This window comes from Flavobacterium cryophilum (genome assembly GCF_048286555.1).
GTDB lineage: Bacteria > Bacteroidota > Bacteroidia > Flavobacteriales > Flavobacteriaceae > Flavobacterium.
Map to the genome: position 1 here is coordinate 17,848 of NZ_JBLVPZ010000008.1, position 17,325 is coordinate 35,172.

Below are 17,325 nucleotides of genomic sequence, written 5' to 3' on the forward strand. Positions count from 1 at the left end.
AAAAATTGTTCTTCAGCAAAAATATATAGTACCAATAAACGTACAATTAATCTATGATTTTTTTTTCCTTCTTTTTTAATCAAGACAAAATCGAAGATTCAGCGAACACCACTTATAATAAAATTTAAGGGAACTAAAAAGGAAAATCAGTAAGCCTTAATTTTTTACTTTTAATAAAAAAGTAATTGGTAGTGCTATTTAAAGTATTCTAATCATCCTTTTTAAAATAACATTCTAGATTTTCGGCTCCCTTAAGGGCTGGGACAAACGAAAATCGCAAGCCACTTCTCACTATTCATTCATCCTCACCTCTCACTTCTCACTATTCACTTCTCAACAACTCCATACATCTTTTCAAACTCACTTTATAATCAGGAACATTTACCCCATAAACGGATTTAATCTTGCTTTTATCTAATAAAGAGTATTGCGGACGTTTCGCCGGAGTAGGATAAGCCGCCGATGGAATGCCGCTGATGGCACAATCAAACTTCCCAATTTCTCGAATCGCCAAAGCAAACTCATACCAACTTATTTCCCCCTCATTAGAAAAATGATAAATTCCGGCCCGCCAATTATCATGTGTTAGTATCGTCATGATAGCCTGTGCCAAATCAGCCGCATACGTAGGACTGCCTATCTGATCATTTACAACATTTAAGCTATCCCTTTCTTGCATCAATCGAGACATTGTTTTGACAAAATTATTTCCAAAACTGGAATACACCCAAGAAGTTCTAATGATAATTGAATTTGGATTGTATTCTAAACAAGCTTTTTCTCCCGCTAATTTGGTTATCCCATATACATTAATCGGATTAGGTTGGGCAGTTTCCGTTAAGGCAGTAGAAGCAGTTCCGTCAAAAACATAATCGGTAGAAACATGGATCAATTGACAATCGTTCGCATTACTCCATTGGGCCAATACCACAACCGATTGATGGTTCAATACATCCGACATTTCAAACTCCGATTCGGCTTTATCAACCGCGGTATGTGCCGCGCAGTTGATAATAATTTGAGGATTAATTTTAGTTAATTCAGTTTCTAAGTGCTCCAAATCACACAAATCCAATTCCTCTCGATCTGTAAAAACCCATTCAAACTGGTTATAGTCTTTTGACAAAACGTGTAATTCTGAACCCAATTGTCCTTTGGCACCTGTAACTAATATTTTTTTCATTTATTTTTTAATCTTTCAATTTTAAAGGCACAAATACTCCTCACTACTAACTATTCACTCCTAATCCCAGCTATCATCCTGAGCTTGCCGAAGGGCACCTCTCACTTTTCACTACTCCTCTTAGTGTCGAGACAAATTTACGTTCTGAATTTTCGGCTTCCGCCGCGGCGGATCGGGGCAAAACGAAAATTTTACGCCTATTCACTTCTCACTATTCAGTCCTAACTCCCTGAACACTGTCATCCTCAGCTTGCCGGAGGACACTCGTCACTCGCCCTTTGTGGTTAAGCCAAAACTTTGCGAACTTTGCGGTTAAAAACAAGCGAAGCGCCTCTGCGAACTTTGCGGTTTCTTTGCGCTCTTTGCTGTTAAAAACCTCTTCTCGCTAAGAACCGAAAACCCATAACCCATTACCGATTCGACAAACTACTCCTGTTGTTCTTTATTCTTAGCATCCAGAACCTGTTTTGCATTCAATCCTGTTACAACTTTTTTACCCGTCCTAGCTTCCAATTCTTGGAGAGCTACTTTGGCTACATTGCCTCCTTGCTGAGCAACTTTTTGACTCTCTTCAAAACTTTCGGGATTCACGGCTTGAGAAATGTCTTTCGTAGAAGCCTCAGCCAACATATTTAGGATTAATTCAGTGTTCGTCATATTATCCCGTAAATTTTCTTTTTTCAGCCCCTTCAACACTTTATACTCTTTGGTCGTTTTGTCTGACCAAGCTTTGGAGATAATGTCCGTCAATGTAGCAAATTGAATTCCTTCCTTTAACCCTCTACTTTTCCATTCGTCTGTTAATTCTTTCCGGATCTCAATACTTTTTAACCGTTGATTGATCCAATTTTCAGAATAACCCAATTGCAAATATTGCTCCAATGCTCGGTCGATAGTCAGTTCTGGATCTTGCATTTCATCCAAGCGCTCAGATGCTATTTGTGCCAGCCAAAGCTTGAAAGGCTCTGCTTTTGGTGAAGGTATCGATTGTATCAGTCTAAACAATTGTTCCGTATCAGCCACATCTGTTTTATAATATTTCCCATCAGCAGATTGCATTTTCAGTTGACTACAATTTGTAGTCAACTGACTCCCTTCTTTTTTTAAACGCATTTTCAGAACACTCCAATATTTTCTGGCATTTGGGGTTTCAGTCAAAACTGCAATAGTATCTACTATAGAAAAATACCATTTTTCTTGATCGGTATCCCAAAGGGTACGTACCTTTTTATCTTCAAACAACTGTAAGGACTGATTTTGTTTCATACGCAATAGTATCTTAAACAATTTATACTTGATAGTCGAGACAAAAACACGTTCTAAACTTTTGCTCCCTTTAGAGCTGGGGTAAAACGAAAATTATTTTGACAACAACTTTAAACCTTAAACTTTAAACCCTTTTTAAAACGCCCCATGAGTACAACTCACAAACAAAAAAGACTTTGAGACCTTCGCGCCACCTTTGCGAACTTTGCGGTTAAGAGCTTAAAACTCCCAATCAACATCCTCAAAACTCGGCAAAATTAGATCCTTTTCTGAAACAATTATTTCTTTAGGGCTCACCTGCCAATCAATAGCTAAAATAGGATCGTCATAACGAATCCCTCTTTCGCTCTCCTTATGATACAATTGATCCACTTTATAAAGCACCGAAGCAGTTTCACTCAAAACGGAGAAACCATGGGCAAACCCATGAGGCACCATCAATTGTTTTTTATTTTCAGCGCTTAAAACTACGCTAAAGTATTGCCCGTAAGTAGGCGAATTTTTACGCAAATCTACCGCTACATCCAGGATTTCTCCTTCTAATACACGAACTAATTTCGCCTGAGCAAAAGGATTTATTTGCAAATGCAAACCACGAATCACTCCTCTTTTGGAGAAAGACTGATTGTCCTGAATGAATTTATAATTGATTCCATTTTCATGTAATTGAGCCTGATTATACGCTTCAAAAAAATACCCACGCGAGTCTTCAAAAACTGTCGGGGTAATGATTACTAAATCTTGTATAGTTGTTTTTTCAATCGTCATTTTGTCTAATTAAAATTTTATGTTTAGATAACTTGAATCCAATATCATATGGTTATCCATAAATGTCGCTAAATTATAATGTTTTGTCAGGCTGAGCGCAGTCGAAGCCCTTTTTGAGAGACAAGGAAAACAGCATCCAACATAATTTTATTTCCGGAAAGATTCAAACGTCCTCAACAAACCATCTTTTGATTCAATAGGCAACGGTTTTCCAATTGCCTTTACAATTTTTTGGTTACTGACCACGAAATTCTCTGTTAATTTTTGTAATCGTTCTGAATTTAAAGGCAAATGCAAATAATCCCCAAGCCTAGCTACCCCTGTAATCCAAGAGGAGCTTATATTCCAAATGCTACTTCTTTTATCTAAACTCGTCCCAAGTAATTGGATCAATTCATTAGTAGACAAAGGCTGATCATCTGCAATTTGATACGCCCCAGATGGAATCGTCTCGTTTTCTACTAATTCCTTAATAACAAAACAGAGATTTTCGATACTCAGAAAAGAACGTTGGTTCTCAAAAGCTCCCAAAGGCCAAGGAAATCCTTTGGCAACCAATTGATACAATAAATTTAAATTCCCTTTATTTCCAGGACCGTGAATCATACAAGGCCTTAGAATATAAACTCGTTTTCCTATTGGTAGTTCTTTAGATAAAATATATTGTTCTGCCTGATGCTTAGATTTACCATAGTGCGTTTTAGGATTGGGAATTTCATCTTCATTCAACATTCCCTTTACTTCATCTGCAACAGCTTTTACTGTGCTGATAAATACAAATACTTTGGCTTCCGACACCAAAAAAGAATCAAATAACTGCTTAGTTAACTCAAAATTACCATCGTAATAAGCTTTTGCATTAGACACTTTCTTCAAGTCATGTGCCTTTCCTGCCGAATGTACGATCGCATATCCATCCAACTTAAACTGTTGCTGCGGCTTATAGCGCACTGAAAGAGAATGCAACTCGTGTAATGATTCTAAATATCTTTTAAGATTCTGTCCAACAAATCCGCTTACCCCTGTGATAATTATTTTCATTAAATTTATTTATTGTATAAAATCTGGGCTTAAAATATGCCATTTCACCCCTTTTTTAGAGCCCATTATATTTAAGTACACAACTAATTAACACATTAATCTATTCGTAAAAATGATTAACTACACTCTAGAAACTAACTCTTATCTAGTTAAATCCTAAACAGAAGGCCAATCTAGTCTTATTTAAAATAATATCTAAAAGCTTTCAAAGAGTCAAATAAGCGAATAATCCTAAATAACTTGAACTCTTGAAATAAACGCCAAATAGAACCCAACCCAGCATTATAAACAAAACTAGGTAAGGTTTTCTTATTTAAAAAAATACTATATGCGCCTCCAATTCCAGCAACAAGCTGAACTCCATTTTTTTGCATATCATTTTTAAAATAATCAATAAACTTCTCTTGCTTTTTACAACCTAATGCCACAAATACTGCATCGTATTTAAAAAAATCCTCGTTTAGTTTTAAATCCCCTAAGTCTCCGATAAAAGGATTCCAACCAGTAGCTCGAAAACCAGCTTTATTAAAATAATCAACTATTTCAAAATTAGCTTCATCAGTATCTCCAATAAAAAGAACCGATTTAAACTGACCTGATCCGTAAACAAACTTTATCAGATCAATACCTGTAATATTAACAATATATTTTTTTAAAACATTTTTGCTAAACAAAAAAGGAATGCGGCCATCACAGACAAAAACTGCATCCTTTAATGTATTTTTAAAATTAATATCAGTATGGTAATTAAAAATATATTCATTATTTACTGTTGCTATTCGAGCAAAAGAAAGCTTTGAAATTCCTTCAATATCTTCAGTTGAGAAAGGGATACCTGCAAAAAAGTTAACCATATAAAATTATTTTAAATTTATTATAATGCATTATTTAAGAACATAACAAATGTTTTTATTCTCAAACTAAACAAGTAATTCCACATCTACCTTCCATTTATCATTGACCACCTCTAAAAGTGTTGCAGTATTAATCTCATGATGTGTTCTATTTTTCAATACGTCAATAGCAACTTCTATGTCGTCAAGAGACAAGAATGTAGCTAGGCCGTCTAAATTTTCTCGAAAAGCAGGTATATCTGAAACTACAACTTGAGCCCCTAACAACGCAGCCTCCAGCGGAGTTCTTCCGAACCCCTCATATAAAGACATTAACATAAAATAGTTACAATTACTATAAAGTACAGAAAGTTCTTCGTTTGTAACATATCCTGTAAACAAAACCTTATCGCCAAGCTCTTCTAATAGCCCATTCAACTCCTTATCTGAATTCCATCCCATACGCCCGACCAGTAACAATTTTGTATTCAAACCCATTTGATTAAAACAAATCATTATTCGCAACAGATACTTTAGGTTTTTCCTAGGCTCAACTGTAGATACAGATAAAATATACTCACCCGCTACTACTGAATAACGATCAAGAACGGTATAAATAATTTCTTTACTATTTGGTAACGAAATAGATTCTATATGCTGACCAAAATTATATATTTTACAACGTGTAAATTGCATAATATCTAATTTAACATGCTCAGAAACCGTTATAATTGATGAAGAAAATTTCAATGCCGCAAAATACCTATACGAAAGATATATTTTTGCCAATAAAGACAATGTATAACTATAACGTTTAAAAGCTAAGTCGTGTACGACAGGAACAATTTTAACACCCAATAATCGAAACAAATAGATCAAAACCAAAGGAGGAAAAATCGGAAATATAACAACTTTTGGACGATACTTTAATATAAAAAAAGGAATTGCAAAAAAATCATTAATCACTCTATTTTTGAAGAACGATATAGCTTGTTTTTGATCTTTTGATAACTGATTCTCCTTAGAAAAAATGCCAATCACATCTAGTTTTTGATCACATAGCTCATTAAATAATTCTTTTGAATAGTTCTCAACCCCCGTATGTTTTCTATCATACAACCCAGTTAAATCAATAAGTATTTTCATTTTTATTATAGGTAGGAATAGTTAATATTAGAATAATGTACATAAACCAAAAAAGTCGATCGCCTAAAAAATTATATGATATACCAATAAGATTAACATACATAAAAACAGCAGCATAATATTTATCAATCTTATAAAGACGATAAAAGAAAATCACACTCAATATAAAATATAATAAAATAAATAATACCCCTTGTTCAATCATCATAGTTAAAATACTGGATTCTGGCGTCCAGACTTCATCTGAAATAGTATAATTATTAACATAATTATCGATTCCTACTCCTGCACGTGAAGTACCAAACCCAAATAATATTAATAAAAAAGGAACTTTGCTGAAGTAATCATCGATATAAGACACTCTAGTCGCAGTACTAGAATCATTAGAACTAAACCTATCGCCCAAAAGTTGCCAGACATCAATCCCTATGCCAGATGCAACTATAGATATAAGAATGAAAAAACAAATTAACAAAACTAATGGTCTCCATGCTATAACTTCAAAAGACTTAAGCACTTCATTTCTATCAGAAATTAAGACTAATAAAAAAAAGACAAAAACAACAATGAGAAAAGAGAAAATTGCTGTTCGTGACAATAGTAAAAACATAACTATTAGCAGAAATGTTTGTCCAATAATAAAACGATATTTATGTTTCGATTTTAATTTTAATTTCTCAGCAAACAGAATTCCTATACCACTATATCCGGCAGTATAATTCGGATCCATCATCAACCCAGTAGGACGTATGAAACCTTGATTAAATATATCCATTTTCTTTTCATCAAAATAAACCCCCATAGAGGATAGCATATTATAATCAGGAATTTTACCCAAAATAATAACAGTATATTCATATAAAACAAAAACAGAATTAAAAAATAAACCGACAAAGAGACCTACTGAAAAATAAAACAGTAACTTCCCTCTGAAAACCAGATAAAACAATGCGTATATTGGGATCCATAAAATACGATTGAACAGAAACTTTACAAAATAACTATCATAAGTCGCATTTGTTACTAAAGGAAATATTCCTCTTAAAACAAGAAGCATAAATAGAGTAAAAATTAGAAACAGTAAAAAAAACTCTGTTCTTTTTATTCTTACTTTTTTAAAATATAAAAATATTAGTACTGGAAATGCATAAAAAAAAAAATCCGAGAACCTAATATTAAAAGCACCTATCTTAATAAAGATGCCATTACAGAATGAAAAAAAACCTACTAAAAACAAAATCCATTTAAAATCAATTGATTTCTCTTTGAATTTATCGTAATAACTTATCGTATTCTCGGACATTTTTCATTAAAATTTTAATGTATGAACACATATTTAAAACTGTTTTAAAAACACTCCTAAATAATTATATCTTCCTTTTAGGACGTAATAAAATAATCTAGTAGCCAAAAGTATTGGTAATAAGTAGCGGTAGTTTTTTTTATAAAACGATACCATGCTCTCAATTTTTATATTTTCAATATTTTCATTTAATTTTGTGCTGGCACTTATTTTATGTCTCACCAATACACTAGAATCAAAAATCAACTCATAATTTGCCTTAGTGAGCTGAATACTATAGTCTATATCTTCGTAATAGAGAAAAAACCTATCATCCATTAGAGGCAATTGATTACTGGCATTAAGGAACAAAGAGGAAGCAACTAAATATTTCTTTTGAACTATATATTTTGACAAATGTGAAGTTTGGCTAGTAAACAGATTTAAATAACCAAAACCATCTGAATCAAAATCATTTGTGTAATAGGATAAAACCCTTGCTCCTATAGCTATATTTTTTTTATTATTTACAGCAACTTCTGCAGTACCAATTAAGTTGCTTAAAGTTTCTGGAAGGACAACAGTATCATTATTAAGTATCCAAACAAATTTAAAGAGTTGCTGACAAGCAAAATTTATACCAATATTATTAGCACTAGCAAAACCTAAATTTCCTTTATTCTGGAATAGATGCACCTTTATATTTCCTTTACACCCAATCCAATATAGGTATTTATCATGCTCCATTTCCTTTAAACAAAACTCAATCTTAAAATACTGAAGGGATTCGTCTTGAGAGCAATTATCAACAATACATATTTGAAAATTATCAATTACTGATCTTTCAAGAGATTTAATGCAATCTATGGTGTCTGAATAATTATTATAGTTGACTAAAAGCACCAATGTTTCACTTAAAATCATATCTCTTTTATTAAACATTCCTGAATAATTTCGACTCTTTTATTCCAAGTATTATTCTTTACAAAAGATTGATTACAGTCAACATCTATTACTGGAAAATCTCCTAATACAAGCTGTTGCATTATTTTCAAATATTCCTCCTCGTTCTTATACAACATAACGTAAGGGGAAAATTGCTCTGTCTCTTCGTATCTAACACTTACTATTGGTTTATTTGAATATATATATTCGTATAATTTAACAGGATTAACTGCTAGTATAAGCTCATTTAAAATAAAAGGCATTGTTAATACATCGGCACGTTTTAAAAGAGCAGGTACTAATTCATGTTTAATTGGTCCAGGAAAATTCAATCTTTCTTCATTTTGTAAGGATATCTCAGATGGTCCCACTAAAATATAATTCAATTTATCTTGAATACCAATACTTTTTCTAATAAGATCTAAGTCAAGCCAAGAAGATATAGTTCCTACATAAACTATATTGACACAATCATCTCTAAAACATTTCTCGATCACTTCCGGTAATTCTTCATGTGACTTTTCGGTAAAACTATCAATGTTAATCGCATTATTTACCAACTTCGGATTTAAATCAGAACCATAGCGTTTTTTCAATTTTTCGGAAAGATAATGAGATGTTGAAAATACAATTTTTGATTTACTTACCAACGCCTTTTCTAATTCAAGCATGGATTTTCGCCTGCTGACATTATTCACTGTATCAGGAAATTCAAGGACATCATCCATACAATCGTAAACAAGTTTTACATTATTGCTAAAATTAAAAAAAACTAAAAAACGGTATAAAAAAGGATGTGTCACCCAAACTACATCAGTTTTACGGATATCTGACCAAAGCTGACTAGCAACCATTAAGTCATGCACCATTCCAAATAACCTTATTTTGTATGCTCCGGGTATCCTCCTGAAATATTTTATTTTTAGATTTGGATTTAAATTTCCTACTCCCTTTTCCTTCTTTCCAAACTGCTGAGGATAAATAACAGTAATCTTATTTTCTTTAGATAAATGTTGAGCAATAAATTGAGGACGTTGTTTAGCCCAAAACCAGGAAACATGCATTAAGTAAATAATTCGCATAAAATATTAATTTAAATCAATTACTTTTCAACAGACAATCAATTATAATTCCACTAGCCAATCCATCACCATAAGGGTTATGCGATTTACTCATTTTTTCATATAAGTGATTATTATTTAACAAAGATGTTGCCTGATTTACAATTTCAGAAGTATCCGTTCCAACAAGAATAACTGTTCCTGCTTCAATTGCTTCGGGCCTTTCTGTAGTATCCCGCATCACTAAAACAGGCTTTCCAAGACTAGGAGCTTCCTCTTGTACACCTCCACTATCTGTAATAATAATTTTAGATTGTTTCATTAACCAAACAAAAGCAGGATAAGCCAACGGATTAATCAGATGTACATCTTTAGTTTTCTCTAATATTTCATTAACAGGTTTCTGAACATTTGGATTCAAATGAACAGGATAAATAATCTGGACATTCTCTTGTAAAGCCAATTGATTTAAAGCCTTACAAATATTTATAAATCCATCTCCAAAATTTTCTCTTCTATGTCCTGTTACTAACACTAAGTCTTTTGATTTATCAATAATGGTCTTTAATGACTCAATTTGATCATCATCAACCTCTTCCACTTTATCCTTAGCGTATAACAAAGCGTCAATGACAGTATTCCCGGTAACAAAAATACTTTTAGGACTAATCCCTTCTAAAAGCAAATTTATTTTCGCTTGTTCAGTAGGCGCAAAATGCAAATCAGCCAATCTGCCTGTCAGCTGTCTGTTCATCTCTTCCGGAAATGGCGATAATTTATTATTAGTACGCAATCCAGCCTCAACATGACAAACTTTTATTCCTGCATAGAAAGAAGATAAGGCTGCCGCAGTAGAAGTAGTGGTATCTCCATGGACAAAAACATAATCAGGTTTAAAGTCTTCAAAAACAGGTTTCATTGAAACAATAACATCTGCTGTTAATGTAAATAAATTTTGCCCCGGCTTCATAAGATTCAAATCGTAATCTGGCTTAATTTCAAAAAAATCTAAAACTTGGTCTAACATTTCTCTGTGTTGTGCTGTAACACAAACTTTTGTGTCAAACTTGTCAGGATGCTTTAAAAATTCTTTTACTAATGGCGCCATTTTTATAGCTTCCGGACGTGTCCCAAAAATAATCAATATTTTTTTCATAATTCTAATTTCAACTAAACCTTAAATTCATTATTCATTTTCCTGCTAACCTTTACAACTCCTATAATGTTTTCTTGTAATTTTACTCTAAATAAAAAACAAATCCCTACATAAGTTAGTACTGCTAAAATAGAAACCATCATCAATCTAAAATAAGTATTAATTAAAAACAAATTATTTATGCTACATAAAACTGCAGCACAAACACTACCTGCAACAAAGCATTTCAAAATATCCGAAACATTAATTCGCACTTTAATATATCGGTTCACATAATAAAACTCTAAAAACAAAATAAAAAAATGTGCAATTACACTACTTACTGCAGCTCCATAAATTCCAAATATTGGAATGAACATTATGTATAACACTACTAAAAAAAAACACAAAACACACATTATTGCGAAAACCTTCTTTTCTTGGCCAATAGAGATTAATATCTGATTTACAAAAACATCACCTATACCTGTTAATAAAATTTGAATAGCTAAGATCTTGATAATAAAAGCAGATTCAATAAATCTAGCACCCAAAAATAAACTAATAAAACTCTCCACATTTAAAAAGAGTAAGATACAAATGGGAATAGAAATATAAAAAACTAAGGAAATTGATTTGCACACCAACTCCTCAATCTTATCTAAATCATCATTAATACTAGAAATTTTAGAAATCATTAAAGGCCGCAAAGAGACTATTAAAACAGCAAAAATGGAAATAAACTTTATACCAACATCATAAATCCCAACACTATCATAATTTTTCAAAAAACTTAAGATAATAAATCTATCCACGTTCGAATATAAAGCCATTATAAATAGTGGAAAAATAATATAGAGCGATGTAATTAAATCTGTTTTATTAATTCTAAAATCCAATTTAAAAAAGTTAAAATCAACATGTTTTTTTATAATAAAAAAAACAGATAAATTAGCTAAAAGGCTTGAACCTCCCAAAATCCAAAAATAATTATATATATCTTCACTAGTCTTAACAAAAAACCATATCAAAATTATACCTAACAATTTTATAATAATATTTCTTACAGCAACAGTCTTAATCTCATTAATTCCGTAAAAAAACCAGGTAAAATCGATATAAGTAGCTAATAACTGTAATAGAGAAATCCATAAAACCAATCTAAGACCAAATCCAAAAAACAAGATGTATACGATAAATGCAGAAACAGAAATTGTCGTATATAGTAATTGCAGGTTTAAAATAGTATTAAAACTTTTAGTCAAATCCTCTTTCTTATTACTTTTTGCTATAACTTTATTACCATAAGAAGTTAGTCCTAAAGAGCTCAATATCAAAAAATAAGATAAAATACTACTTGTAATGGCAATTTTACCCATTCCACCATTACCAAGAGCTCTAACAACCAAAGGAAGCGTAATTAACGGCGTTAATATATTCATTATCTGAATACTCAGACTAAAAAAATAATTTTTTAAAATACTCAATGTTTTATAATATTGTTAATCCTGTCTACTAAATTTTTTATCTTAAATTTAAAATAAAATAGAATTCTTTTTTCTGTATAATTAAACTCTAATTTTGAAGAAAAATCTCTTATATTAATTCCTCTTGAAACCCAATTAAATTTAATATCGTTTAATAATGGAAATCTAGAAACACGATTCATTTTAAATTGAGTTGACAAACAATTATCACCAAAAAAACTTTTCATTAGAAAAATTTCTGGGCACGGACGTCCGTTATCCTCAAGATCTGAAAATCTCCAATATTTTTCCATATTAAAATAATCACCAAAAACTACATAATCTAAAAAATAACCACCTTGTACATTAGCCCACCCGATAAAATTTATCGCTTCATTTGTATTAAGAAATCTTTCAAATAAAAGAGATATATTAGTAACATAAAAATCGGATCTAACTTTCAAATAATATTCAGTTCCAAATAACTCTTTGCTTCTCAAGAGTCCCTCATAAGTGCTTTTACATTGAAAATTAACGTTCCAATAACCAGCTTTTTTAGGTTTTTCTATAAGATGAACATATATACCCGATTCTTCAATTGCACGAATTACTTCTTGTGGCTCATCTTTCCAGGTACACCATAAAACATTTTTTACGCCCGAATACGCTCCAACAACTTCTTTGAAATATTTCGTTGGCCCTTGAATTATAACTGAAACATCTAAATGTTTGCTCATTATTATAATAGTTTAAGATATTGATCCAGATCTTCAGGTGTCCCGATTCCATGCATTGCACTTGATTCAATATTGTAAATCCCTACCTTTGCTTGATTTTTTATTAAATAATTATAGACAGGGCAAGAATAAAACTCATTATTTACACGATCATTTTCTATTATCATGTCAATAGCTGAATCCACAAAATCACTACCTTTATTAAACAGATATATCCCAACTGTCGCAAATTTAGAGATTGCCTCTTTTTCTTTTACCTCAACAACTAAATCATTGCTATTCAGCTTAGCAAAAGACCACTTTGGATTCAATTCTAAATCTATAAAAGTTAATATAGAACCATCTAAATGCCTATTGAAACAATCATTTATAAAATCCGGTATTGAAACATCAACAATTTGGTCTGAATTAGCAATTAACAATGGTAAGTCATTATTTATATACTTTCTCGCATATAAAACGGTACAAGCAGTCCCTTCAGTTAATTTATCAATCCCAATGAAGGTCGCATTATACTCCTTTTCAATCTGTTCTACTAATAATTTCTCTTTCTCTAAATGTTCCTTGCGGGCTATTAAAATATATTTCGCATCAGGATAATTAAGATTATCCAGAACTCTTACTACCATTGGTTTCCCATCCACATCAATAAATGGTTTTGATTTTTCATATCCAACACTTGCAAAACGGCTTCCTAAGCCAGCCATTGGAATTACAATATTAATCTTGCTCATATTTATCATTATTTGCGCCAGGTAATTTCACAACAACGGTTATTACATCAGTTAAAGCCTTAAAATTTGTTGATACTCCTGGTATTATTTTTATTATATCATTTTCAGTATACTGAACACCATTCATTTCAACAACACCGCTTATAATAACAGTAAATTCAGTTGCTATTTTGTGAAAATGTAAATTTTCAAACTCCCCTTCCTGATACTTCTTTACTCCAATCTCAACGTCATTTGTTTTAAATAAAGAAGGTTCAAAATTTCCAATGAACCACCCCTTAAACATTTCGTTTAAATTATATTTTTCTAATGCCATATTTCTTTCTATTTACAGGAAGTTTCAAACTCTGTTATTAATTTCGGAGAATAAAACGAATGATAATCTTGGTTAGCAATTTGAAAAAAATTAACTTTTTTATTCCTTAATATAAACTCATTAATTACCGGAGATATAAAAAACATACCATCATTCTTTACATCATTGATGATTGTCTGAAAAGCACATTCGAAAAAAAGCTTAGCAGAATTAAAATAATAATAACCTGCTATGGCCATATTACTTATTGGATTTTTTTCGGCAGTTTGAATAATGTCATCATTTTCAGTTAAAGCGTAGGACCATCTAGGATGAACCGAATTAAAAGTAATAACTCCAACATCTGAATGCTCCTTTAACCAATAATTGCTAATTTCAGATAAATTGACATCAATAATTTGATCGCTATTCAATATTAAGATAGCATCATCATTTTCAATTTTATCAATAGCCATTAATACAGAACACAACCCTCCCTTAGTATTTTTTTTAATCTTAACGATTTCACAATTAGACTCCAACAATTTTAATGTATTATCTAAGTGATATTTAGCAGCGTCTTCTTCTTTAATAATAAAAATGATTTGATTTGGTATAGTTATAGATTTTGTTCTCTCTATTACCCATTCAATCATTGGTTTACCTTTAATTTCAATTAAAGGTTTTGGATAAGGAAACCCAGCCTTCTGAAATATTTCAGAAGAACCCGCTAATGGTATTATTATTTTAAGCATTTTCAATTTCTTTAATTCGTTTAACGATATTTTGATAGGTCACATCGTCTGGATTCTCAACTTTAAGCAAATGTGCACCAGAAGCAAGAGCCGCTTTGACTCCATTTTGATTATCTTCAACGATTAAACATTCACTAGGTTGCAACCCTAATTTATTTATTGCCTTAGTATAAATTTCAGGATCTGGCTTTCCCCTTTCGACATCTTGATTTGATAAAAAAAAATCCAAATATGGCATTAGTCCGGATCTTTCCATCATTAAATCAATAGTCTTACGAACAGAATTTGAACAAACAGCTAAAAAATATCCGTCATTTTTAAGTTTTGACAAAGCATACCGGTGATGAAAAATTGGCTTACATGTTGTATAAACAATTTCCCATGTATACTCTTGTTTTAAATCATTAATAAAATCATGAAGTTTAACGGGAAGTCCTCCCTCCAAACTTAACATTTCTAATTTTTTTTTTGTAGGAAGTCCGTCAAATGTAACCAAATGGTCATATCTGTTTATTTCTGTACCAAACAAAGCAAGAGCTTTATTTAACGATTCGTAATGCCAATCACGTGCATCAATTAAAACACCGTCCATATCAAAAATTACTGCTTTAATCTTCATAATTTAATTGTTAAAAAATTCAATAGCATCTTCAGGAATATCTGTACAAAGTATAATATCTTCTGATTGATGTAATTTATTTATTTTTAAGTATTCCCAAAATTCAATAGGATTTCGTTTATGAAGTTCTGGTGATACGATCGCAACTTTTTTTCCTTTTTTAATATGATCTAATATTATTTTATCATCAAACCAAATCGAACCAAAAGCATCAAGCCATATTCCTTTACTTTCACTAAAAAAAGCAGGAATTGGTTCATATTCACTGTGTCTCGAAAAAGTCGTTATATTGTTTTTTAAGTACCCAAGTGTATCAGGAATAGACATATCAAAAACAAAATAATTTTCTATTCCAAATTCTAATAATTTATTTTTTAGCTTTAATTGTAAACCGTCAGATTTGATATTCAACGCCAAAGTTAAAGCCGAATTACAATTAGTATTATATAACTTAAAAAAAACATCTAAACTCATACTATTCTCATCTGGAATATCATGTGATATCACTAATTCTCCTCTATAATCCCTGACATCTGTTTCTGTCCCAAACCCCAATTTGAACGACCTATCAAAACTAATCAATTTATTTTTTTCCTCTTCCGCCTTCCAATAACCTCTGTGTGAAATTATATTCATTTATAATATTTTTTATGCTTGTTCATAATCATACCTGAAATTCATTTCATTGGTGACTTATCTCTTCAACAATATGCCTATTAATCATTTTGTCTCACAAATAACTTCTTTTATGTTAATAACAGAATTCATTTAGGTAGTTATAAAATCATCTACGAACCCTCGGTAAAAACGCATTAAGAATCCACAAGGTGCCTTTTTTAACCAATATTGGAACACGTTTGGATTCAGATTGTTGTGGGAAGCGGAGTCATCTTATGCACTTTTTGCCTTGTCCTCCACGATCCTTAACTTTTTCATTTATTCTATCCTTTAATGATTTCTGTAATACTTTTATTTTTATATACTAAACTTTTTACTGCTTCTATTGACATTGAATTGCCATAGATTTTTTCAGGGTCAAATATAGCGCATTTAAATCACTTACTATTAATCAGTCGATTCATATCCTAAAGAGAACTAAGCCTAAATAGAACTACCTTTTAGGCCCCAAGAGCCCAAAATTCTTCCCAGTTTATTTTTTATTTTTTTATGAATCGGAACATAATAATGATTATAAAATAATACATCCTCTATTGAACCGTTAATTCCAATTTCAATTGGATGCCTCAAAGGAAAACTCATTGCACTTAATGCAATATTTGAATTAATGCTATTTTCATCGGTGTAATAGGTAGCATCTAATCCAAACCCAATATTGGAAACCAGGTTTTTGTTAGGTATAACAGCAATTCCGCTATTTTTCCAAACAGAATAAATAGCCCATTGTACATCCCATATAACGTTAGTAAAGTTTTTGTTCCAAAAGCTTTTTTCTTGGCGAGACCTGAATTTTAAACTCTTATCCTTAGTAATAATAGTACGCTCGTACTTATTCCAAGCGTCTCTCCAGGTTGCCCAGCCCCATATTTGACCATATCTGGAGAAGAAATAACTATCGCTTCCAAATGAATTCCCTAAATTTGTACCACTAATAATCATAACTTCCTTATTGTCCTTGTATTTAACCAATAACTCATTGCAGTAAGAAAAAAAACTTGGATCTGGCAAACAATCGTCTTCTAATATAATACCTTGTTCTTCATTTTCAAAAAACCAATCAATCGCTGATACAATCGCTTTGGAACATCCTAAATTTTCATTTCTTAAAAGATATTTAACTTCACAATCCCAATCAATTTTACCAATTATATCTCTTACTTCGTTACATAAGTCGGATTCCCCCTCTTTATTTGCTCTGGGTCCATCCGCAGCTATATAAAAATACTTAGGTTTTACAGACCGAATCCTATCAAAGATTTGTTTTGTTTTCTCAGGACGGTTAAACACTAGAAAAAGTACAGGCACGTCAAATGAATTTTTCATTATTATATTTTTTTGACAGAAAAAACTTTTATATCTTGAGTTCTATCTATGTTTTTTT

Annotated in this window: 18 protein-coding genes; all 18 read right to left on the bottom strand. The window is 31.4% G+C overall.

Going from position 1 to position 17,325, the window contains the following annotated elements:
• Window positions 1–322: 322 nt before the first annotated feature.
• Window positions 323–1,183 carry a dTDP-4-dehydrorhamnose reductase gene (rfbD, locus tag ACNQGJ_RS11950; RefSeq protein ID WP_417973044.1) on the bottom strand — a complete coding sequence of 287 codons (861 nt, stop codon included), beginning with the start codon at window positions 1,181–1,183 and terminating at the stop codon, window positions 323–325.
• 426 nt (window positions 1,184–1,609) lie between these two features.
• A complete protein-coding gene (locus ACNQGJ_RS11955; protein WP_417973046.1) occupies window positions 1,610–2,449 on the bottom strand; it encodes a BRO-N domain-containing protein in 840 nt (279 codons plus the stop codon).
• 219 nt (window positions 2,450–2,668) lie between these two features.
• The gene (gene rfbC, locus ACNQGJ_RS11960) at window positions 2,669–3,217 is read right to left on the bottom strand and encodes a dTDP-4-dehydrorhamnose 3,5-epimerase (RefSeq protein ID WP_417973048.1); all 549 of its coding nucleotides are present in this window, start codon (window positions 3,215–3,217) and stop codon (window positions 2,669–2,671) included.
• A 147-nt stretch (window positions 3,218–3,364) separates the two neighbouring features.
• Window positions 3,365–4,258, bottom strand: a complete 894-nt coding sequence (locus tag ACNQGJ_RS11965; protein WP_417973050.1) for an NAD-dependent epimerase/dehydratase family protein — start codon at window positions 4,256–4,258, stop codon at window positions 3,365–3,367.
• A gap of 179 nt (window positions 4,259–4,437) precedes the next feature.
• Window positions 4,438–5,112 (bottom strand): WecB/TagA/CpsF family glycosyltransferase, encoded by a 675-nt coding sequence (locus ACNQGJ_RS11970; protein WP_417973051.1) that lies wholly within the window; start codon window positions 5,110–5,112, stop codon window positions 4,438–4,440.
• Window positions 5,113–5,178: 66 nt separating this feature from the next.
• Window positions 5,179–6,237 (bottom strand): glycosyltransferase family 4 protein, encoded by a 1,059-nt coding sequence (locus ACNQGJ_RS11975; RefSeq protein ID WP_417973053.1) that lies wholly within the window; start codon window positions 6,235–6,237, stop codon window positions 5,179–5,181.
• The gene (locus ACNQGJ_RS11980) at window positions 6,221–7,540 is read right to left on the bottom strand and encodes a hypothetical protein (protein ID WP_417973055.1); all 1,320 of its coding nucleotides are present in this window, start codon (window positions 7,538–7,540) and stop codon (window positions 6,221–6,223) included. The genes ACNQGJ_RS11975 and ACNQGJ_RS11980 overlap by 17 nt, the downstream gene beginning before the upstream one ends.
• A gap of 33 nt (window positions 7,541–7,573) precedes the next feature.
• On the bottom strand, window positions 7,574–8,461 hold the full coding sequence (locus tag ACNQGJ_RS11985) for a glycosyltransferase family 2 protein (protein WP_417973057.1): 888 nt from the start codon (window positions 8,459–8,461) through the stop codon (window positions 7,574–7,576).
• Window positions 8,440–9,546, bottom strand: coding sequence for a glycosyltransferase family protein (locus tag ACNQGJ_RS11990; RefSeq protein ID WP_417973059.1), 1,107 nt, complete (start codon window positions 9,544–9,546; stop codon window positions 8,440–8,442). Before ACNQGJ_RS11990 ends, ACNQGJ_RS11985 begins: the two co-directional genes overlap by 22 nt.
• A 16-nt stretch (window positions 9,547–9,562) precedes the next feature.
• Window positions 9,563–10,681, bottom strand: coding sequence for a non-hydrolyzing UDP-N-acetylglucosamine 2-epimerase (gene wecB / locus ACNQGJ_RS11995; RefSeq protein WP_417973061.1), 1,119 nt, complete (start codon window positions 10,679–10,681; stop codon window positions 9,563–9,565).
• Between the two features lie 14 nt (window positions 10,682–10,695).
• Window positions 10,696–12,147 carry an oligosaccharide flippase family protein gene (locus ACNQGJ_RS12000; RefSeq protein ID WP_417973063.1) on the bottom strand — a complete coding sequence of 484 codons (1,452 nt, stop codon included), beginning with the start codon at window positions 12,145–12,147 and terminating at the stop codon, window positions 10,696–10,698.
• Entirely contained in the window at window positions 12,144–12,863 is a 720-nt protein-coding gene (locus ACNQGJ_RS12005) for a hypothetical protein (RefSeq protein WP_417973065.1), read from the bottom strand. The genes ACNQGJ_RS12000 and ACNQGJ_RS12005 overlap by 4 nt, the downstream gene beginning before the upstream one ends.
• A 2-nt stretch (window positions 12,864–12,865) precedes the next feature.
• Window positions 12,866–13,597, bottom strand: a complete 732-nt coding sequence (locus ACNQGJ_RS12010; protein ID WP_417973067.1) for a glycosyltransferase family 2 protein — start codon at window positions 13,595–13,597, stop codon at window positions 12,866–12,868.
• The gene (locus tag ACNQGJ_RS12015) at window positions 13,584–13,913 is read right to left on the bottom strand and encodes a hypothetical protein (protein WP_417973069.1); all 330 of its coding nucleotides are present in this window, start codon (window positions 13,911–13,913) and stop codon (window positions 13,584–13,586) included. The genes ACNQGJ_RS12010 and ACNQGJ_RS12015 overlap by 14 nt, the downstream gene beginning before the upstream one ends.
• An 8-nt stretch (window positions 13,914–13,921) precedes the next feature.
• Window positions 13,922–14,647, bottom strand: a complete 726-nt coding sequence (locus ACNQGJ_RS12020; protein ID WP_417973071.1) for a glycosyltransferase family 2 protein — start codon at window positions 14,645–14,647, stop codon at window positions 13,922–13,924.
• On the bottom strand, window positions 14,640–15,266 hold the full coding sequence (locus tag ACNQGJ_RS12025; RefSeq protein ID WP_417973073.1) for an HAD family hydrolase: 627 nt from the start codon (window positions 15,264–15,266) through the stop codon (window positions 14,640–14,642). The genes ACNQGJ_RS12020 and ACNQGJ_RS12025 overlap by 8 nt, the downstream gene beginning before the upstream one ends.
• A 3-nt stretch (window positions 15,267–15,269) precedes the next feature.
• On the bottom strand, window positions 15,270–15,902 hold the full coding sequence (locus ACNQGJ_RS12030) for a PI-PLC domain-containing protein (RefSeq protein WP_417973075.1): 633 nt from the start codon (window positions 15,900–15,902) through the stop codon (window positions 15,270–15,272).
• Window positions 15,903–16,367: 465 nt separating this feature from the next.
• Window positions 16,368–17,267 carry a nucleotide-diphospho-sugar transferase gene (locus ACNQGJ_RS12035; RefSeq protein WP_417973078.1) on the bottom strand — a complete coding sequence of 300 codons (900 nt, stop codon included), beginning with the start codon at window positions 17,265–17,267 and terminating at the stop codon, window positions 16,368–16,370.
• Between the last annotated feature and the right edge of the window lie 58 nt (window positions 17,268–17,325).